21 protein-coding genes and 1 tRNA gene are annotated in these 18,518 nt (G+C 63.2%); 6 read left to right on the top strand and 16 right to left on the bottom strand.

The annotated features are described in order from the left end of the window. Position 1: 1 nt before the first annotated feature. From HH302_RS02225 to HH302_RS02200, 6 genes are all read right to left on the bottom strand, one after another. Complete coding sequence (locus HH302_RS02225) at positions 2–253, bottom strand: acyl carrier protein (protein WP_172197578.1); 252 nt, start codon at positions 251–253, stop codon at positions 2–4. Further along, positions 250–522 carry a phosphopantetheine-binding protein gene (locus tag HH302_RS02220; protein WP_172197575.1) on the bottom strand — a complete coding sequence of 91 codons (273 nt, stop codon included), beginning with the start codon at positions 520–522 and terminating at the stop codon, positions 250–252. Before HH302_RS02220 ends, HH302_RS02225 begins: the two co-directional genes overlap by 4 nt. After that, complete coding sequence (locus HH302_RS02215) at positions 515–1,198, bottom strand: 1-acyl-sn-glycerol-3-phosphate acyltransferase (protein ID WP_216661741.1); 684 nt, start codon at positions 1,196–1,198, stop codon at positions 515–517. The genes HH302_RS02220 and HH302_RS02215 overlap by 8 nt, the downstream gene beginning before the upstream one ends. An 82-nt stretch (positions 1,199–1,280) precedes the next feature. Further along, entirely contained in the window at positions 1,281–1,988 is a 708-nt protein-coding gene (locus HH302_RS02210) for a beta-ketoacyl synthase chain length factor (RefSeq protein ID WP_172197569.1), read from the bottom strand. 366 nt (positions 1,989–2,354) lie between these two features. Further along, a tRNA-Pro gene (locus HH302_RS02205) sits at positions 2,355–2,431 on the bottom strand. Positions 2,432–2,450: 19 nt separating this feature from the next. After that, positions 2,451–3,419, bottom strand: coding sequence for a polyprenyl synthetase family protein (locus HH302_RS02200; protein ID WP_172197566.1), 969 nt, complete (start codon positions 3,417–3,419; stop codon positions 2,451–2,453). A 171-nt stretch (positions 3,420–3,590) separates the two neighbouring features. Between HH302_RS02200 and rplU the strand changes: the two genes are divergently transcribed. The 5 genes from rplU to HH302_RS02175 all read left to right on the top strand — a co-directional run bounded on the left by rplU (position 3,591) and on the right by HH302_RS02175 (position 8,041). After that, positions 3,591–3,902 (top strand): 50S ribosomal protein L21, encoded by a 312-nt coding sequence (gene rplU / locus HH302_RS02195; protein ID WP_172197563.1) that lies wholly within the window; start codon positions 3,591–3,593, stop codon positions 3,900–3,902. An 18-nt stretch (positions 3,903–3,920) separates the two neighbouring features. Next, on the top strand, positions 3,921–4,184 hold the full coding sequence (gene rpmA / locus HH302_RS02190) for a 50S ribosomal protein L27 (RefSeq protein WP_172197560.1): 264 nt from the start codon (positions 3,921–3,923) through the stop codon (positions 4,182–4,184). 133 nt (positions 4,185–4,317) lie between these two features. After that, a complete protein-coding gene (gene cgtA / locus HH302_RS02185) occupies positions 4,318–5,463 on the top strand; it encodes an Obg family GTPase CgtA (protein WP_172197557.1) in 1,146 nt (381 codons plus the stop codon). 3 nt (positions 5,464–5,466) lie between these two features. Next, a complete protein-coding gene (gene proB, locus HH302_RS02180) occupies positions 5,467–6,582 on the top strand; it encodes a glutamate 5-kinase (RefSeq protein ID WP_172197554.1) in 1,116 nt (371 codons plus the stop codon). A gap of 127 nt (positions 6,583–6,709) precedes the next feature. After that, positions 6,710–8,041 carry an NAD(P)/FAD-dependent oxidoreductase gene (locus HH302_RS02175; RefSeq protein WP_172197551.1) on the top strand — a complete coding sequence of 444 codons (1,332 nt, stop codon included), beginning with the start codon at positions 6,710–6,712 and terminating at the stop codon, positions 8,039–8,041. Between the two features lie 90 nt (positions 8,042–8,131). On the opposite strand, the gene rplI is transcribed toward HH302_RS02175, so the two are convergent. Genes rplI through rpsF form a run of 4 tightly spaced genes read right to left on the bottom strand, consistent with a single transcriptional unit; the run spans position 8,132 to position 9,591 of the window. After that, the gene (rplI, locus tag HH302_RS02170; protein WP_172197548.1) at positions 8,132–8,581 is read right to left on the bottom strand and encodes a 50S ribosomal protein L9; all 450 of its coding nucleotides are present in this window, start codon (positions 8,579–8,581) and stop codon (positions 8,132–8,134) included. Between the two features lie 21 nt (positions 8,582–8,602). Then, complete coding sequence (gene rpsR, locus HH302_RS02165; protein WP_172197545.1) at positions 8,603–8,878, bottom strand: 30S ribosomal protein S18; 276 nt, start codon at positions 8,876–8,878, stop codon at positions 8,603–8,605. A 2-nt stretch (positions 8,879–8,880) separates the two neighbouring features. Then, positions 8,881–9,183: a primosomal replication protein N gene (priB, locus tag HH302_RS02160; protein WP_172197542.1), complete on the bottom strand. Its 303-nt coding sequence runs from the start codon at positions 9,181–9,183 to the stop codon at positions 8,881–8,883. A 30-nt stretch (positions 9,184–9,213) separates the two neighbouring features. After that, positions 9,214–9,591, bottom strand: a complete 378-nt coding sequence (gene rpsF, locus HH302_RS02155; RefSeq protein ID WP_172197539.1) for a 30S ribosomal protein S6 — start codon at positions 9,589–9,591, stop codon at positions 9,214–9,216. Between the two features lie 223 nt (positions 9,592–9,814). Here rpsF and HH302_RS02150 point away from each other — a divergent pair, with 223 nt between their 5' ends. Continuing rightward, positions 9,815–11,086, top strand: coding sequence for an O-acetylhomoserine aminocarboxypropyltransferase/cysteine synthase family protein (locus HH302_RS02150; RefSeq protein WP_172197536.1), 1,272 nt, complete (start codon positions 9,815–9,817; stop codon positions 11,084–11,086). Between the two features lie 68 nt (positions 11,087–11,154). Here HH302_RS02150 and HH302_RS02145 read toward each other — a convergent pair whose 3' ends face one another. The 6 genes from HH302_RS02145 to recR form a co-directional block, all read right to left on the bottom strand. Further along, entirely contained in the window at positions 11,155–11,439 is a 285-nt protein-coding gene (locus tag HH302_RS02145) for a 4a-hydroxytetrahydrobiopterin dehydratase (RefSeq protein WP_172197533.1), read from the bottom strand. An 8-nt stretch (positions 11,440–11,447) separates the two neighbouring features. Next, positions 11,448–12,038 (bottom strand): malonic semialdehyde reductase, encoded by a 591-nt coding sequence (locus HH302_RS02140; RefSeq protein ID WP_172197530.1) that lies wholly within the window; start codon positions 12,036–12,038, stop codon positions 11,448–11,450. A gap of 47 nt (positions 12,039–12,085) precedes the next feature. Further along, entirely contained in the window at positions 12,086–15,736 is a 3,651-nt protein-coding gene (locus HH302_RS02135; protein ID WP_172197527.1) for a DUF748 domain-containing protein, read from the bottom strand. A 62-nt stretch (positions 15,737–15,798) separates the two neighbouring features. After that, a complete protein-coding gene (locus HH302_RS02130) occupies positions 15,799–16,776 on the bottom strand; it encodes a Gfo/Idh/MocA family protein (RefSeq protein WP_172197524.1) in 978 nt (325 codons plus the stop codon). A gap of 22 nt (positions 16,777–16,798) precedes the next feature. After that, on the bottom strand, positions 16,799–17,956 hold the full coding sequence (locus HH302_RS02125) for a rhomboid family intramembrane serine protease (RefSeq protein WP_172197521.1): 1,158 nt from the start codon (positions 17,954–17,956) through the stop codon (positions 16,799–16,801). Then, complete coding sequence (gene recR / locus HH302_RS02120; protein WP_172197518.1) at positions 17,922–18,512, bottom strand: recombination mediator RecR; 591 nt, start codon at positions 18,510–18,512, stop codon at positions 17,922–17,924. Before recR ends, HH302_RS02125 begins: the two co-directional genes overlap by 35 nt. Between the last annotated feature and the right edge of the window lie 6 nt (positions 18,513–18,518).

The raw sequence follows: 18,518 nt of genomic DNA, 5'->3' as shown, positions 1-18,518 counted from the left end.
GTCAGGCGGCTTCGGCCATCACACCGTAAAGCGCATCCACCACGTCCTGCACGGTACGGACCGTCTTGAAGACCTCGGGCTGCATACGCTTGCCGGTCAGCTCCTTGGCGCGGAGCATGAGATCAACCGCATCGATCGAGTCGATATCGAGATCCGTGTAGAGATTCGATTCCGGTTTCACGTCGGCCGGATCGATCTCGAAAGTGTCGTGAAGCACGCCCACGATCCAGGCATAAATCTGCTCGCGGTTCATACAGCCTCCTGCGTACGCCGGCGCGCCTTGACCAACTCGGCGAGTGCGGCAACGCTGGCGAAGTGCGCGCGCGTCTCGTTCGAATCAGCTGACAGCGTGATTCCGTAATGTTTCTGCAGCGCGACGCCAAGCTCAAGCGCATCGATCGAATCGAGGCCCAGCCCATCGCCGAACAGCGGTGCATCGGTGTCGATATCGTCGACCGAGATGTCCTCGAGGTCGAGGCAGTCGATGATCATCTGTTTGATTTCTTTGTACAACTCATCCATGGCGCAACAACTCCTGGGCGAAATGCCGTTCGAGATCCTGTGTCAGATGCCGGGCCGCGAGAGCAAGAGGCAAATCGGGACGCAGGTAGGGGGTGACGGGTATGTCTTCCCCCACGGAAAACACAAAATGCGGCGGCCGAAGCGGCACTCGATACCACTTCTCCCCCTTGGTCAGCATGATCGGGCTGCACTGGATATAGACCGGTGTCAGCGCAAGCGCACCCCGTACCGCAAGGTTTCCGGCGCCGCGCTGAAACGAGAGCGGGCACCCTGGCACCGTGCGCGTACCTTCCGGGAAGATGATCAGGTTGCTGCCGTTACGGACCGACGCGATGCAGGCATCGACGACTTCCGGGCCGGAACCATTGCTTACATAGTCAGCAGCCTGGACCGGGCCGCGAGTGAACGGATTACGCCACAACGCCGCCTTCACCACGCAATCAGCATTGCGCACCAGCGACATTAAGAACACGACGTCGATCAAGGTCGGATGGTTCGCAACAACCAGGAGCCCGTCTCGCTGCAGCCGTTCGACGTTCCGAAGTTCATACGTATAGATGCCCATCACGCGCATCTGCGCGACGAACACTTGGAATGCGAAGCGGATCACGTTGCGTGAAATGCAGCGGCGCGCGTTCCGCTCCCAAACCGCGATGCGAATCAGCGGGAAGATCAACAGCCCAAGCACCAGCCCGCCGAGCCCGAAACTCGAGAAGCAGAACGCGGTCGCGAAGATCCGCCAAGCGCGATTAAACGGACTAGACACGCCGCACCTGCCACCCGCGAGCGCAGTCGAATGAAACGGTGTCGCCGGCCAACCACCGCGTCCAAGCCAGCACCTCTGGTTCGGAATACGCGGGCGTTGGCACCGCCGCTTGCGACAGCGTCAGACCGGTGCCGGTGCCAAGCCGGAAAATACCCGCCCAAGCGGCAGGGAACTCAGGCTCGGTTACATAACTTGAATAGCAGCCAGGTACCGGCTCATCACTCAGAATCGCCAGAACTTCGGCATGACCATCAGACAGAAAGGCCATCACTTCGCCGAGCATCGCGAAGACCCCGCCCGTCTCAGCAGCGAGCGCCGTATACGGCGCCGAATCCTTGCGCACGATGCCGAGCAAACCAGGCGCCGCGTTGTGCACCGACGCAGCAAAGCCGGCCGGCGACAAGGCCTCACCTCGCGCAAGTGCCTCGAGCAACTCTGCGGAACGGCCGACCGATCCATGTCTCGACACGTACACGACCGGCAAACCGGTTCGATCACCCAGAACATCGAACGCGGCGCGCAAAGTCATACGCGCCAGTCGATCAGCCCGGCGTCGCAGCATTGCCGGAATCTCCGGCAGCGCGGGCTCACCGGTGGACTCAAGCGTGCGAAGGCCGCCGGCCCACTCCTGCCACGCAGCGCGATCCGGCAAGCCGGGCGCCCACGCCGTCCAGGACGACACGCTTAGCAAACCCGACATCACACAACACCCGCAAACGCCCAGCCCGCACCCAACGCTGCGCGGGCGCGCATCGGCAGACAAAAGACAGCAAAGATTGATACGGGTGCGCGCATCGAGTTGCCACAGCGCCAAGAGTCGGCGCAAAAAAGTTCGGATTGTTTGCTAATCGCCGGTGCCGCGGCGATGCAATCGCTCACGAACTCCACAATCAATCGAGGGGCAAATTATCCCAGGCGATGATCGCCTGACGACCACATCACACCCCAACGAATGGCATAGCAACTACGACACAAGCAAACAAAACCGACAAATTTGTCAGAAAATATAAATATTTTCGCACAAACGAAAAAACGCCGGCATAAAGCCGGCGTTTTTCATGAAACCTGGTCGGGGTGAGAGGATTCGAACCTCCGGCCTCTACGTCCCGAACGTAGCGCTCTACCAGGCTAAGCTACACCCCGTTTTTCTTGCTGCGACCGATCAGTGATCTCTCGCAACTGCAAAGTCCGACAATTGTAGCAGCGAATCTTTGAAATGTGAAGGGGGCAATGCAACGAGACCCGCTTTTGCCAGCGCAACCTCCTCCACCGCCGCTTGGCGCGTGCGCTCCAGCGCATCAGTGGCGCGGATCGCCGCCATCACTGCAGGGTAGGATTCGCGCCCCCCTTCGGTGATCGCATGGCGCACCGCGTCGGCGTGTTCCTGCGAGCCATGGCGCATCACATGAATCAGGGGCAATGTCGGCTTGCCCTCGGCAAGATCGTCGCCAACATGCTTGCCGGTATGAGCCTCGTCACCGGAGTAGTCCAGCACGTCATCCACCAACTGGAACGCGGTGCCGATGTGGCGACCAAAGCTTGCCAGCGACTCCTGCCCAGCCTCATCCAACCCACCCAGGATTGCGCCGAGCCGAGCAGCTGCCTCAAACAGCATGGCGGTCTTGTAGCGAATCACGCGAAGGTAGTCTTCGACCGTCACATCCACGTTACGGACATTGAGGAGTTGAAGCACCTCCCCCTCTGCGATGACGTTGGTCGCATCCGCCAACACCCGCATCACGCGCATGTCGTCCACGCCCACCATCATCTGGAAGGCGCGCGAATACAAGAAGTCGCCCACCAGCACCGCAGCGGCGTTACCAAACATTGCGTTGGCGGTGCTGTTGCCACGACGCAATGCGGATTCGTCCACGACGTCGTCGTGAAGCAAGGTCGCGGTGTGAATGAATTCAACCACCGCCGCCAGTTCATGGTGATGGACGCCTCGATAGCCAAGCGCGTTGGCCACGAAGAGGAGCAAAGCCGGGCGCAAGCGCTTGCCACCCGCTGCGATGATGTACTCGGCCACCTGCCGGATGAGCACCACATCGGAATGGAGGCGCTGGCGGATCACGCCATCAACCGCAGCCATATCGGCGGCAATCGGCGCGTAGAGTTCTTGGGTCGACAAGGTGCGGCCGTGCGTGACAAAAGACGCAATGCTAGGAAGCGGCGGCCGGCGAGTCAAGGCGCGCACTTCGATCAAAACAGGAAAACCCGATTAGAAACCTTGACTTAGCTCTCGCAAAAAGTTAGAGTCGCGGGCTTTTCCACGTAGTTGTTCGTAAAGAACGGAGTCAACATGTACGCGGTCGTAAAAACCGGGGGCAAGCAGTATCGTGTGTCCACCGGCCAAAAGATCAAGGTAGAACAGATACCTGCGGACGTTGGCGCTGAGATCACCCTGGACCAGGTTCTGGCCGTGGGTGAAGGCGAGTCGGTCAAGATCGGCACGCCTGTGGTTGCTGGTGCTGCCGTGAAGGCCACCGTGATCGCTCAAGGCCGTCACGACAAGGTCACGATTTTCAAGATGCGCCGTCGCAAGCACTACCAGAAGCACCAGGGGCATCGTCAGAACTACACCGAGCTTCGCATCGAAGCGATCTCGGCCTGATAACGGGGAGTCACGCACATGGCACACAAAAAAGCCGGCGGCAGTTCACGTAACGGCCGCGACTCAGAATCGAAACGCCTCGGCGTCAAGCGCTACGGCGGTCAATTCGTGCTGGCTGGCAACATCCTCGTTCGTCAGCGCGGTACCGAATACCACCCGGGCGACAACGTCGGCATCGGCAAGGATCACACCCTCTTCGCGAAGATCGACGGCGTCGTTCAGTTCGTGATCAAGGGCGCGAGCCGCCGCCGCACCATCACCGTGGTGCCCGCCCAGCAGTAATCATCGCTGTCGGGAAGCAAAAGCCCTATCCGCGTGATAGGGCTTTTTCATTTCTGATGGCGCACAACCACTGCAGAGAGGCGGTCGCATCCTTCTAGGTGCGACCGCCTGTCTGCGGTGCAAGGAGAAACGCATGAAATTTTTCGACGAAGCCCGCATTGATGTGCTCGCCGGCGACGGTGGCAACGGTATGGCCTCCTTCCGCCGCGAGAAGTACATCCCCAAGGGCGGCCCGGATGGCGGCGACGGCGGCCACGGTGGCCACGTCATCGTGGTGGCCGATCGCAATGTGAACACGCTGATCGACTACCGCTTCACCCGCACCTTCCGCGCAGAGCGCGGCGAGAACGGCGGCAGCAAGGATTGCTTTGGCAAGGGCGGCAAGGACATCGTCCTGCGCATGCCCGTCGGAACGATCATCACCGACCTGGAGACCGGCGAGCGCATCGCCGACATGAACCGGGACGGCAAGCGGGTGGTGATCGCCCGCGGCGGGCGCGGCGGCTTGGGCAATCTGCACTTCAAGACCGCCACCAACCGTGCGCCGCGCAAGAAGACGATGGGTATTCCCGGCGAGCGCCGCAGCCTGCATCTGGAACTCAAGGTGCTTGCTGACGTGGGCCTGCTCGGTATGCCGAATGCCGGCAAATCGACCTTTATCCGCGCAGTCTCGGCGGCCAAGCCGAAGGTGGCCGATTACCCCTTCACCACGCTGCATCCGAACCTGGGTGTGGTGCGGACCGACGAGGGGCGCAGCTTCGTGATCGCCGACGTCCCAGGCCTGATCGAGGGTGCTGCAGACGGCGCCGGGCTTGGACATCGCTTCCTGCGGCACCTTGCGCGCACCAACGTGCTGTTGCACCTGGTCGACATTGCCCCCTTCTCGCCGGAGACTGACCCGGTTCGTGAAGCGAAGGCGATCGTTGCAGAACTCGAGAAGTACGACCCGGCACTCGCCGCCAAACCGCGTTGGCTGATCATCAACAAGATCGACCTGCTCGACGAGGAAGAGCGCGAAGCGCGCGTCAAAGCCTTCCTCGACGCCTACGGTCCCGTCGAGCGCTGGTTTGCGATTGCGGCGATCAACGGGGAAAACTGCCGCTCGCTGGTGCTGGCGATTCAGGAATTCCTCGACGCCCAACCGAAGCCGGAGTTCGTTGACGACGAGGAAGGCCTGCCGGCCGAACCGGTCGGCCCCTCCGAGGAAGAAATCCTCGCCGCGGCGGCCGCGGAAGGCGACGACAGCGAAGACGAAACGGACGAAGACGAGGACAAGTAAGCGATGCGCGAGCAGATCCGCGAAGCCCGCCGGCTGGTTGTGAAAGTCGGCAGCGCACTGGTGACCGACAACGGGCGCGGACTCGCGCTCGCCGCCCTTGAAGACTGGGCGCGCCAAATCGCGGCACTGCGTCGCGAAGGCCGACAGATCGTGCTGGTCTCTTCCGGCGCGATCGCAGCCGGCATGCAACGCCTGGGCTGGACGACCCGCCCGCACGAGACGCATGCACTGCAAGCCGCTGCAGCGGTGGGGCAAATGGGCCTCGCGCAAGCCTACGAGGGCATCTTTTCAGCCCATGGCCTGAAAACCGCCCAAGTGCTGCTGACGCACGAAGATCTCGCCGATCGCACCCGCTACCTCAATGCACGTTCGACCCTGCTGACGCTGCTGGATCTCGGCGTGATTCCGATCATCAACGAGAACGACACAGTCGTCACTGACGAGATCAAGTTCGGCGACAACGACACCCTCGGTGCCCTGGTCGCCAATCTGATCGAAGCCGACGCGCTGATCATCCTGACCGACCAGCAAGGCCTCTACACCGCCGACCCACGTAAAGACCCGGATGCCACGCTGGTGGCCGAAGCACGCGCCGAAGACACGTCGCTCGAAGCGATGGCTGGCGGTGCCGGCACCGGTATCTCGCGCGGCGGCATGATCACCAAGATTCGCGCTGCGCAGCGCGGTGCACGCAGCGGTACGCACACCTGCATCGCCAGCGGCCGCGAGGCCGACGCGCTGCTGCGACTCGCCAAAGGTGAATCGCTGGGGACTCTGCTCTACGCATCCAGCTCGCCGCTGGCGGCCCGCAAACAGTGGCTGGCGGATCATCTTCAGCTCGCCGGCACGCTTCATCTTGACGCGGGTGCGGTGCGCGCGCTCGAAACCGGTCGTAGCCTGCTTCCGGTCGGCGTGGTTTCGGTCGAAGGTGAATTTGGCCGCGGCGCCGTAGTCGCCTGCGTGGGGCCCGATGGCCGCGCGCTGGCACGCGGACTGACGAACTACGCCAGCCGTGAGGCAAACCGTATTGCCCGCCACGCCAGCCATGAAATCGAGAGCATTCTCGGTTATGTCGACGAACCAGAGCTGATCCACCGCGACAATCTCGTACTGCTCTGAGCGCACGCCGGCATGCGGGTTTCCGCGACATAGGGGCGGCCGATGCGTCAATCATGAAATTCGATTGTCGCCCCTAGCGCATTGCCGCTAGAGTCCCCGGTCCTTCAGCAGCACCGGAGATTCAAACGTGACACAGGCTGACGCAACACCGCGCCATCGCATCATCATCGTCGGCGGCGGCGCAGGCGGGCTCGAACTGGCGGTCAAACTCGGCGACTGCCTCGGCAAACCCGGCAAGGCAGACATCACCCTCGTCGACCGCGGCCGCACGCACGTCTGGAAACCGCTGCTGCATCAGGTTGCGGCAGGCACGCTCGACAGCCATGCAGACGAGATCGAATACCTTGCGCTCGGTCGGCGTCACCACTTCCGTTTCCGGCAGGGTGAATTCACCGGGCTCGATCGAGCCAGCAAGCAGATCCGTTTGGCGCCCGTACGCTCGCTTGAAGGCGAGATTCTGCTACCGGAGTCGAGCCTGCCCTACGACACGCTCGTGTTCGCGCTAGGTAGCCAGACCAACGACTTCGGCACGCCGGGCGCGCGCGAGCACAGCATCATGCTGGACTCGCCCGCCGCCGCGCTGCACTTCCACCGCAAACTGATCGACGCCTCGATCCGCGCGCAGGCAGGCGGCCCGGCTGCGGGCCAAGGGCGCTTCACCGTGGCGATCATCGGCGGCGGCGCGACAGGCGTGGAGCTCGCCGCTGAGCTGCATATGACCGCCCGCATCATGGCGAGCTTCGGGCTGGAGAACCTGCATCCGGAACGCGATCTGAAGATCTCGATCGTCGACGCCGCGCCACGCATTCTGCCGCTGCTGCCCGAGCGCGTATCGTCGGCCGTGTCGCGAGAGCTGCGCAAGCTCGACATCGATCTGCACACCAACGAAAAGGTTGTCGAGGTCAGCGCCGAAGGCGTGCGTATGGGCAGCGGCAAGTTCATCCCGAGTGGCCTGACGGTGTGGGCCGCCGGCATCAAGGCACCGGATTTTCTGCGCGAGATCGACGGACTTGAAACCAACCGGATCAACCAGCTGGTGGTCGATCGCACCTTGCGCAGCACGCGCGACCCATCCATCTACGCGATGGGCGACTGCGCTGCGTGCCCGATGGACGATAGCGGCAAGGCGATGGTGCCTCCACGCGCCCAGGCGGCACACCAGCAAGCGCTGCTGCTCGCCAAGACCATTCCGCGGGTGCTGGCGGGCAAGCCAGGCCTGCCCTTCCGCTACCACGACCATGGTTCGCTGGTTTCGCTTGGCGAATACAGCACGGTGGGCAGCCTGATGGGGCGCGTGGCCAGCGGCGGCGTGTTCATCGAGGGCATGTTCGCCAAGTGGATGTACTGGTCGCTCTACAAGAAGCATCAGGTCGCGATCAACGGCATGTTTCGCACCTGGCTGGCGACCTGGGTCGAGGCCATCGACCGTATGCGCAATCCGCGCATCAAGCTGCACTGAACGCTGCGTATCGGCCACACGGCCGATACCGCGCTCAAAAGAAAACGGCCCGCAAAAGCGGGCCGTTTCACATGCAGCAGCGGGGTCGGCTTAGTTCTCGCCGAGCACCGACACCGTCACGTTGACCAGCACATCGGTGTGCAGCGCGACTTGCAGCGCGTTGTCGCCGATAGCCTTGATCGGGCCGAGCGGCATGCGAACCGCAGCCTTCTCAACCGAGAAGCCTTGCGCGTTGAGCGCTTCGGCGACGTCGGCATTGGTGACGGAGCCGAACAGACGGCCATCGACACCAGCCTTGCGAACGATCTGAACGGTGGTGCCGTCCAGCTTGCCGGCCAGTTCCTGAGCAGCAGCCAGCTTCTCGGCAGCAACGCGCTCAAGTTCAGCGCGCTTGGCTTCGAAGGCAGCTAGGTTGTCAGCGGTAGCGCGCTTGGCCTTGCCGTTCGGGATCAGGAAGTTACGGGCGTAACCGTCCTTGACCTTGACGACATCGCCGAGATTGCCGAGGTTGATGACCTTTTCGAGCAGAATGATTTGCATGGTAATTCCTCTTCGACCCGATTAGTCGTGCAGGTCGCAGAACGGCAGCAGGGCCAGGAAGCGGGCGCGCTTGATAGCAGCCTGCAGCTGACGCTGATAGCCGGCCTTGGTGCCGGTGATACGGGCCGGCATGATCTTGCCGGTTTCGGTCACGAATTCCTTGAGGACGTCGACGTCCTTGTAGTCGATCAGCTCGACTTTTTCAGCCGTGAAACGGCAGAACTTGCGACGCTTGAAGAGCCCGCCGCGGCGGTTGCCGCCCTTCTTGTCATCTTTTTTCTTCGGTCTGAAAGCCATTTTCAGTTCCCTTCCAAAATTTCGATCGTATTCACATGCATCACCAGACCCTTGTGCCGCGCGCTACGCGCTGCGAGAAATCCGGTGAGCGTCACCTTGTCACCCGGGCGCCGAGCCTGCGCGGACAGCGCGGCATCACCCAAGGCCAGGACGGAAACTTCGCACCGCACTTCCCGCTCGATCCCGGCTTCGATCTGTCGTGAGACATGTTCGAGGCTGAATTCGAGGACCGGCATCCCTGCCGGCGTTCTGCGGAGTACGCCGCATTCGGCGATCACTCCATCCAGAACCAGTGCGTTACGCATCACCTCCTGGTGGCCCGGGAGTCAGGCGACTCAGGCTTCGGCGGTCTTGGCTTCGTCGGCAGCAGGTGCCGGGGTCAGCGACTTGGCCTTCTCTTCCTTCATCATCGGAGACGGCGCAGTGACGGCCTTCTTCATCTTGATGGTGAGGTGGCGCAGGACGGCGTCGTTGAACTTGAACGCGTGTTCGAGTTCGGTGAGCGCTTCCTGATCCGTCTCGATGTTCATCAGGACGTAGTGAGCCTTGTGAACCTTCTGGATCGGGTAAGCCAGCTGACGACGACCCCAGTCTTCAAGACGATGGATCTGGCCGCCACGCTGGGTCACGAGCGCCTTGTAGCGCTCGATCATCGCCGGCACCTGTTCGGACTGGTCCGGGTGGACGATGAAGACAACTTCGTAATGTCGCATGGATGCTCCTTGCGGTTTGCGTGAATCACAGCCCCCCGGCATGCGAAACCGGTGGAGCAAGGGAACCCGCGATTTTATACAAGCCCATGTATTTATTCAAGTTGACGCCAGCGGCGCCAGAATGGCGGCAGGAGACGATATGCATTGCAAGATTTCGCAATAGCCGCCGCCGGCGCCGCCTCTATACTCGTGCGCTTGTTTTTGTGACCCGGAGACCAAACAGATGAAGCTCGAAACGCTTGCGGTACATGCCGGCTACTCGCCCGACCCGACCACGCGCGCAGTCGCGGTGCCGCTCTACCAAACGGTGGCCTACGCCTTCGACGACACCCAGCATGGCGCCGATCTGTTCGACCTGAAGGTGCCGGGCAACATCTACACGCGGATCATGAACCCGACTCAGGATGTGCTGGAGAAGCGCGTGGCCGCGCTCGAAGGCGGCATCGCCGCGCTGGCACTGGCTTCCGGCCAGGCGGCGATCACCTACGCGATCCAGACGATCGCGGAGGCCGGCGACAACATCGTGTCAGCCGCCACGCTCTACGGTGGCACCTACAACCTGTTCGCCCATACGCTGCCGCAGTACGGCATCAACGTGCGCTTTGCCGACTACCGTGACCCGGCGAGCTTTGAAGCATTGATCGATGAGCGGACCAAGGCGGTCTATGTTGAATCGATCGGCAACCCGCTCGGCAACATCACCGACATCGAAGCGATCGCCGCTATCGCACACCGCCACGGGGTGCCGCTGATCGTCGACAACACAGTGCCCTCGCCCTACCTGCTGCGACCGATCGAATTCGGCGCGGACATCGTGGTGCACTCCCTGACCAAGTACCTCGGTGGCCATGGCAACTCGATCGGCGGAGCGATCGTAGACTCGGGCAAGTTCCCGTGGGCGGATCACAAGGCGCGCTTCCGCCGCCTCAACGAGCCGGATGTGTCCTACCACGGCGTGGTCTACACCGAAGCGCTTGGCCCGGCGGCCTACATCGGCCGCGCCCGCGTGGTGCCGCTGCGGAACATGGGCGCCGCGATCTCGCCCTTCAACGCCTTCATGATCCTGCAGGGCATCGAAACGCTCGCGCTGCGGATGGATCGCATCACTGCAAACACCCGCAAGATCGCCGAATACCTGAAGGGCCATGCGAAGGTGAAGTGGGTGAATTACGCGGGGCTTGCCGACCACCGCGACCATGCGCTGGCGCAGAAGTACATGGGCGGCCGCCCGTCCGGCATCCTGACCTTCGGCGTCGAGGGCGGCCTGGAAGGCGGCGCGCGCTTCCAGGATGCGCTGAAGCTATTCACCCGCCTGGTGAATATCGGCGACGCGAAGTCGCTTGCCTGCCACCCGGCCTCCACCACGCACCGCCAACTCTCGCCGGCTGAACTTGAGAAAGCGGGCGTAACGCTGGATACGGTGCGCCTGTCGATCGGTATCGAGCATATCGACGACCTGATCGCTGATCTGGAACAAGCGCTCGCCGCCGCCTGAGGTCGGTCGATCGCGACCACAAAAAGGGCACCCGCGGGTGCCCTTTTCTCGTTCTCGGCCAACGCGGGTTACAAGGCGTCGATCGCCTTCGCCATCGCCACATCGCGCGCCGACAAACCGCCTGCGTCGTGTGTCGTCAGCAAGATCTCGACGCGGTTGTAGACGTTGCTCCACTCGGGATGATGGTCGTGCTTCTCTGCCAGCAGCGCCACGCGATTCATGAATCCCCAGGCCTCGCTGAAGTCCCTGAACTTGAAGTGCTTCACCAGCGCATCACGGCTGGCGTCGTGCGCCCACCCGTTCAGTGACACCAGCGCTGCACGCTCGGCCTCGGTGAGTTTTGCGATTGCCATGATGCGCCTCAGACGATGCCGCATGCCTGGTCGAAGGCGAAGCGCGGGCTGCGCGCATGCAGCGCACTCGCGTCACCGTAACCAAGGTTGCAGAGGAAGTTGCTCTTGATGGCGGTGCCGGCGAAGAACTCGGCATCGACCATCGCATTGTTGAAGCCGGACATCGGCCCGCAATCGAGCCCCAAGGCACGGGCGGCAAGAATCAGGTAAGCGCCCTGGAGGCTACCATTGCGGAAGGCCGTGGTCTGGATCTTGGCGTCATTGCCCGCGAACCAGGATCTTGCGTCGGTATGCGGAAACAGAAAGTCGAGGCGGTCGTGGAACTGCAGGTCGTAACCGATGATCGCCGTCACCGGCGCCGCCATCGTCTTTGCGCGGTTTCCGTCATCAAGCGCTGGGGCGAGACGCGCCTTGGCTTCCGGCGAGGTGACAAAGACGATGCGTGCCGGCGAACAGTTGGCCGACGTCGGCGCCATCTTCAGCAGATCGTAAAGTCGGTGCAGTAACGCGGGCTCGACTGGCTTGTTGAGCCATTTGCTGTGCGTGCGTGCGGCGTTGAACAATTGGTCCAGCGCTTCCGCGCCAAGGGCTTGGGTCATGGGTGTGAGTTGCTCCGTCAGCCGATAATCGCGCCAGACCGATTGGGTCAGCGCAGTGAAAAATCGACGCGACTGGCACTTGTGGCAGCCTTCGCGTCGCTCTTGTCCTTGTCTTCTCCCACCTTGGGCGCCAGAACGAACACGCGCTCGACGGGCACCTTCCCGGTTTCGACCAACCAAGCCTTGACCTGGTTCGCACGCTCCTGCGCCAGTGCGCGCACATCGGCGTCGCCGACGTTGGCAACACTCATCAGCATCCGCTCCATATCAGCGACGGGAACATCCTTCTGCATCCCCACGACGTTGCGCGGCTTGTTGGGGATCTTCTCGTCGGCGTAAACACGCTTGAGCAGTGCCGGATATTCGGCCGGGTCGATGCGCACCTCGTCGATGCTGCCGCCCGATTCGCCCGCCTTCGCCATGTCCTGCAACTTCAGGCTGCGAATCTTGCGCTGATAGCTCTCGCGCTTGAGCCCTTCCGCATCGACCAGCGGATCGGCGCGCCCGATCAACTCAAGGGTAAGCGCAGGCCGGTCCTTCAAGGTCTTCGCAACGGTATCGAGTCGCTTGGTGCCTTCGGCGTCAATACGGGCCGAACCCGCGGTAAACGGCAGGTTGGAAAAATCGGCATCCGCACCACCGCCTGCCAGGAAGGAGAACGGCGACGAGACGATCTTGCCGAAGAAGTTGAGGATCATCTTCCAGACGATGCCGCCGACCGAAAACTCCGGGTCATCAAGCGTGCCCCCCACGGGCAGATTGACGTCGATTTCGCCGCGGCTGTTCTTCAGCAGATTCACCGCGAAGCGCACCGGTAGCGAGGTTGCATCCGGGCTCTCGACCTTGTCGCCGAAGGTCAGTTGGTCGAGGAACACATGGTTCTCGGCGCTGAGCTTGCGATCTTCGATGCGGTAGCGCAGATCCATCGAGAGCTTGCCCTTCTCGATGCCGTAGCCAACGTACTTGCTCGCATATGCCGACAGGGCCGTGAGCTCATACCCCTTGACCGAGGTCTTCACGTCGAGGAAGCGGTCGTTACGGAACGGCGCAAGCTGGCCGCTGATTTCGAGTGGCGCCAGCCCATCCACCGCACCCCGCAGATCCAGCGAGGCCACTTTCGCCGGATCGGTGCCGAGGTTCTCGATACGGCCGGCAACCCCGGAAAGGCGCGCATCGAAATTCGGCCGCACAAAGCGATCGCTGTAGTTGATCGACGCGCCGCTCAACACGATGCGGTCGATCCGGATCGGCGGCATCGGCTTCGCGGGTGGCACCGTCGCCGTGCTGGGTGCAGCCGCCGCTTTCTTAGCATCAGTAGGCGGGGGCGTGGGGGTATCGTCATCCGAGTGACGACGCTGCGTGACTTCGCGCAGATTCAGCTCACCCTCCTTGCTCAGAATCAGCCGGGTCTGCAAATCGCGCAACGCGATCTCGCCGATGCCGATCGACAATGGCGCCAAGCGCAGATCGATACCGCTGACCGAGAAGTTGCCCCAGCGCACGAAGTCGGCATCGTTGATCAGATCGAGCGACGAGAAATCCGCCACCGCCACGCGTCCCTTGTAGCTGCCCGCGGGCGCATCGGGCTTACTCAGGTCGATGCTGAGCGCCCCTTGCGCCGACACCTTCGCGCGTGTCACGGAGACCTCATAGTCACGCGTCACCTGTGCCACCAGCGGTACGACGTCCAGGCCACTGCCGTCAATCTTCAAGTCGGCGCGCAGCGGCTGCGGCGACACGCGTCCATCCACCGCCAGTTTCCCCTTCTGGTTCCAGCCCGTTGCCAACTTGAGCTGCGCGTAGCTGCCCGCACGGCTGTCCACGTTGCTCACGGCCAGCGTCAGTGGCGAGAGGTTCAGGCGCAGCGGGGTCACGTGCGAGACGTCCTCGTAACGCAGCGTTGCGCCGTTGAGCTTCAGTTCGCCCAGGGCGTAGGCCCAGTCGGATTCCGCCTTGGCGGTCCTGGGCGGTTCGCTCGCTTTGGCGGCCGGCTTCGTTCCCATAAGGCGCGAGAGATTGAAACGCCCCTCCTTGTCACGCTGCAAAGCGAATTCAGGCGCATCGATCGTCGCGGCGCCAAGCTTGATCGTGCGCTGCGGAAGGTCCAAGGTCACCGCACTCAGGGCGATCTTCGGGGCCTTCAGGAAGGGCGTCTTCTCGCCACGCACGCGCAGCGCAACGTCTGCTGCGCCAAGCTCCGCATCAGTCAGCACGATGCCGACCCCGCTTTCGCCAACCTGCAGATCCAACGGAACATGGCCGCTGAAACGGGCGGCATCGATCACCAATCCAGGCACCGTCGCGGCGACGTAGGGCGAGCCCCGCGCGGGTTGAAACTCAGCGAAGTCCAGCACCCCGGCCAGATGCAGTGGTTTGATCGCAAGCTTCGCATCGAGTCCGATCGATTCACCCGCGTCGCCCTTGGCAGCGACCTTGAGCGCCGCAGTTTTATCAAGCGCCGAAGACAGCCCCTTCAGTTCGATGTCCAGCGTTTCAACAGCCATCTTCACGGGCGGATCGGTGGTCACGTTGGAGATATCGACATGCCCACGATCCAGCGCGATGCGGTCGATCTGCCACTGCCAGCCGCCGCCGGCTTCCGGCTGGGCAGGCGCCGCCGCATCGGCCGGTGCCGCGTAGGCCAGCAATTCGCGTTGAATCGCCAGTACGGCCTTGACCCGGTTCGTGCGATCGAACTCGACCGCCATGCCGGGTTTGACCAGTTCCACCTGTTGCACATGCGCCTTACGCGCCAGCGGCTGAACGTCGGCGAGTGCGATACGCAGCGCCTCGAAGTGCGCGATGTCGCTGCCGTCCGAGTCGCGCACCAGCCAATCCAGCGCGCTGGCCTGGCCCGACAGCGAAATGGCGGGCGCCTTTCCCAGAGGCTGTTCGAAGCGTAGGCGCAGATCGGCCGCGATCTTGCCCTTGTCCAGGGTAACCCCCGGTTTTTTGGGCAGATAGGCGAGATACGGGGCCAGTTCGATCGGTGCCAGCTTGAGCTCGATTTCAGCATCGCGCCGCTCGCGCAAGAAGGGGCGCGCCTTGCCACCGAGTTCGAGCGCGGTGCCATTCACCAGCGCCGACAAGTGCGGGCTGGCGAAGATATCGACATCCGCCGGGATGCTGGAAATGAACGGCAGGCCAAACGTGAGGCGCTCAATGCGGTGCTCGCGGCCAACAGGCTTGTCGTTGAAGCGAAGCACGCCATCGCGGACTTCGATGTTGTAGAGCGCAAAGCGCGTGTCGCCGCCGCCCTCTTTCTTGGGCTGCTTGGCGAGGCGTTCGAGAATATCGCTGATCGAGTAGCGGTTCGCCCCCTCGCGGGCAACGTACACCTGCGGCCGTTCGATACTGAGCGAACGCACGACCACAGCACGATGCAGCAGGGAACTGGGGCCTTCCAGATTGGCTTCGGCGCGGCCGATTTCGAGCAGCGGCGGCTCACCGGGGCGCCCGCCGATCTTCAGGTCATCAATGCCAGCCGACAGCCGAAGCAGATTGATGTGCACGGCACCGACCGTGACCGGCCGGTCAAGTACGGCGCCCAATTCCTTCTGCAGCGCGCCGCGCACGAAGGGCGGCACCAGCACCCCCACGGCCCCGGCGAGTACCAGAACCGCCACAACCGCGATCGCCGCACGGCGCCCCCAGCGCCGAACCCCAGGATGACTCATCACCGCCGGAAAGGCCTTCATCGCAACCCTCGTTTTCTTGTTTTGGGCCTGCTTTCAGCTTAGCAGCGCGCCCGCACTACGACTCACATTGCGCCGGCTGGCGCTGGCTCCATCGCGAGAAAAACACGGTCGAGCGTCTCCGCCTGCGCCAACGCATCATCAAGCGGATACCGCAGGGGCTCCTCGACGCGAATCGCACGCTGGAAATGGGACACCATGCGTACATACGCATCGGTGGGCGGAAAGCGATACGCGTGCGCGTCGTGCCACAGCACGACATCCCGGTCCTTGTTCAGGAAGGGCTGATCAACCCGCAAGGCGCCATGCGCACCGAGCACTTCAAACCCCTGATGGAAGGGCAGCGAGAAGCCGCAGTCCATGTGCGCCGTCGCATCGCCGAACCGCAGCAGCGCGCTTAGCGCATGGTCCACACCGCGATCGGTGTAGCTCGCCTGGGCTGCCAGCACGTCGGGTTGCTCACCGGTCAACTGGCGCATCAGGTCGAGTGGATAACACCCGACGTCGTACAGGGCGCCGCCACCCATTGCCGGGTCCCAGCGCACATCCTCGGGCCGGTCGAGCACGAAAGCGAAGGCGCCGCGCATCACGCGCGGCTGGCCGATCGCGCCATCACGCACCAGCGCGTGGAGTTGCTCGATCGCGGGGTGAAAGCGATACATGAACGCTTCCATCGCAAAGCGGCCGTGAATCCGCTGAGCAGCCTGCAACTGCGCGACCTGCCGCGCGTTGAGCGTAAGCGGTTTCTCGCACAGCACATGCTTTCCCGCAGCCAGGGCGGCAAGCGCCCAGGGCAAATGCGCGGCGTTGTGCAAGGCGATATAGACCGCATCGACATCCGCGTTTTGCACCAGATCGAGATAGCCCATCGTGTGCGGGATGCCATTGCACTGCGCATAGGCTTGGCCCCGCTGCAAATCACGGCAGCCGAGGGCGGCCACATGCCCACCCGCAGCCCGGATTGCCGGAATCAACGCTTGTTCGGCGATCCGTGCGGCGCCAAGCACGCCCCACTTCACCGTAGCGCCCACCGTCGTGTTCATTGCTGCCCTCCCCCGGGCAAACTTACTGCCTGCTCTTGACGCCTTCGGCCTGCTGCAGACGCAATGCAAGGATGATGTTGTCAGCCCGCAGCGAATGGTTAACCGCCAGATCAAACCAGCGCGGATTTCCTGTCGTACAGGCCTGACCCAGGGCGACCACGGCACTGCGCCGCGCCTGGACGTAATGCAGCAGAAGCTCGCGGTTCGGCGCTCCTGCGGGCAGCGCCGTCACAGTGCGCAATTGCAGCTCGCGCCCCGGCAGCAGCTCCCCCTCGATCTGTTCGAGCGCTTCAGCGCTGGTGATCTTGCCCTGCCGCATACCGGCCACCAAAGCGGCCGTGTGCTGTGTCAGCTCCTGATCCGCCTCGGCGAACAGCAGGGTCTGATGCTGCTCGGCAGCCATGCGGCGGAAGCCTTCACCCGCCGGCTGCGCCCCGCCCCACAGCACCAACGCAACACCGCATACCGCCGAGATGCCAGCGAGCCCGCGCAGCCACACGCCCAGCCCCGGCCTCTGGTCGAGCGGGTGAGCAAAGCCCGCGCCGAGTACGAAACCGCCGACCAGGCCGCCGACGTGCGCGGCATTGTCGATGCCCGGCAAGGTGAATCCGGCGACCAGCGAGAAGCCGATGAACGCCACCGTGCTGGTACGCAGTTCTTGGAGCAAACCCTCGGGCACCGCGCGGCGTTCAAAAATCAGGTAGGCGAGCAAGGCGCCGTAGAGACCGAAGATCGCGCCCGAAGCGCCCACGCTCAGCACCGCGGGCTTCCACCACAGGCTCGCGAGCGAGCCGAGCAGGCCCGCTCCGGCGTAGGTCAACAGAAAGTTGCGGTGCCCAAAGAGTCGCTCAGTCACCGCACCGACCTGCCACAGCGCGAACATGTTCATCGCGATGTGCATCAGCCCGCCGTGCAGGAACAGCGCGGTGACGACACGCCATGTCTGGCCCGTCAGTGCCGCCGGGCCGTACAGTGCGCCGGCGCGAATCAGCACCCGGCTGTCGATCTGCAGCAAGCCGTGGCTACGCAGCATCAGCCAGCCAAATGCCAAGCCGTTGGCCAGCAGCAGCACAGTGGTCACCCACGGGCGTTTGATGCGCCCGAACAACAGATCGAGGAAGCGTTGTTCGTCCAGCTTGCAGCCCTCAGAGCGCGCGGCGCTCGACCAGCGCCTGCGCAATTGTTCCGATATCGGTGTGTTCCAGCTCGCCGCCGACCGGCAGCCCGCGGGCGATGCGGCTGACCTTCAGCCCGCGCGCGCGCAGCATCTCGCCGACGTAGTGCGCAGTCGCTTCACCCTCGTTGGTGAAGTTCGTCGCGAGGATCACTTCCTGCACGGTACCGTCGGTCGCTCGCGCCAACAGGCGGTCGAGCCGCAGTTCGCGCGCACCGATGCCGTCGAGTGGTGAGACGCGCCCCATCAGCACGTAGTACATGCCGCGGTAGGCGTGGGTCTGCTCCATCATCGCGAGGTCGGCCGGCATCTCCACCACGCAAAGCTGCTGCGGATCGCGCGCAGGATTGAGGCAGCGATCGCAGACCTCGGCCTCGGTGAAGGTATTGCAGCGATTGCAATGGCGGATGTGCGCAAGCGCGCCTTCCAGCGCCCGCCCGAGACGCCCGGCGCCCTGACGATCACGCTGCAGCAGGTGATAGGCCATACGCTGGGCGGACTTCGGCCCCACGCCTGGCAACACGCGCAAGGCATCAATCAGTTCGTCTAGGGCGGCAGGCATGCAGTC

The sequence above is a fragment of the Niveibacterium sp. COAC-50 genome (assembly GCF_013184235.1).
Lineage (GTDB): Bacteria > Pseudomonadota > Gammaproteobacteria > Burkholderiales > Rhodocyclaceae > Niveibacterium > Niveibacterium microcysteis.
The sequence above is the reverse complement of the archived record's forward strand: the minus strand, read 5'-3'. Positions and strand labels throughout refer to the sequence as shown.

Coding starts and splice junctions, on each gene's coding strand:
- HH302_RS02225 (WP_172197578.1), bottom strand. CDS start 253: ATGAACCGCGAGCAGATTTATGCCTGGATCGTGGGCGTGCTTCACGAC.
- HH302_RS02220 (WP_172197575.1), bottom strand. CDS start 522: ATGGATGAGTTGTACAAAGAAATCAAACAGATGATCATCGACTGCCTC.
- HH302_RS02210 (WP_172197569.1), bottom strand. CDS start 1,988: ATGTCGGGTTTGCTAAGCGTGTCGTCCTGGACGGCGTGGGCGCCCGGC.
- rplU (WP_172197563.1), top strand. CDS start 3,591: ATGTACGCGGTCGTAAAAACCGGGGGCAAGCAGTATCGTGTGTCCACC.
- rpmA (WP_172197560.1), top strand. CDS start 3,921: ATGGCACACAAAAAAGCCGGCGGCAGTTCACGTAACGGCCGCGACTCA.
- cgtA (WP_172197557.1), top strand. CDS start 4,318: ATGAAATTTTTCGACGAAGCCCGCATTGATGTGCTCGCCGGCGACGGT.
- proB (WP_172197554.1), top strand. CDS start 5,467: ATGCGCGAGCAGATCCGCGAAGCCCGCCGGCTGGTTGTGAAAGTCGGC.
- rplI (WP_172197548.1), bottom strand. CDS start 8,581: ATGCAAATCATTCTGCTCGAAAAGGTCATCAACCTCGGCAATCTCGGC.
- rpsR (WP_172197545.1), bottom strand. CDS start 8,878: ATGGCTTTCAGACCGAAGAAAAAAGATGACAAGAAGGGCGGCAACCGC.
- priB (WP_172197542.1), bottom strand. CDS start 9,183: ATGCGTAACGCACTGGTTCTGGATGGAGTGATCGCCGAATGCGGCGTA.
- rpsF (WP_172197539.1), bottom strand. CDS start 9,591: ATGCGACATTACGAAGTTGTCTTCATCGTCCACCCGGACCAGTCCGAA.
- HH302_RS02150 (WP_172197536.1), top strand. CDS start 9,815: ATGAAGCTCGAAACGCTTGCGGTACATGCCGGCTACTCGCCCGACCCG.
- HH302_RS02145 (WP_172197533.1), bottom strand. CDS start 11,439: ATGGCAATCGCAAAACTCACCGAGGCCGAGCGTGCAGCGCTGGTGTCA.
- HH302_RS02140 (WP_172197530.1), bottom strand. CDS start 12,038: ATGACCCAAGCCCTTGGCGCGGAAGCGCTGGACCAATTGTTCAACGCC.
- HH302_RS02135 (WP_172197527.1), bottom strand. CDS start 15,736: ATGAAGGCCTTTCCGGCGGTGATGAGTCATCCTGGGGTTCGGCGCTGG.
- HH302_RS02130 (WP_172197524.1), bottom strand. CDS start 16,776: ATGAACACGACGGTGGGCGCTACGGTGAAGTGGGGCGTGCTTGGCGCC.
- recR (WP_172197518.1), bottom strand. CDS start 18,512: ATGCCTGCCGCCCTAGACGAACTGATTGATGCCTTGCGCGTGTTGCCA.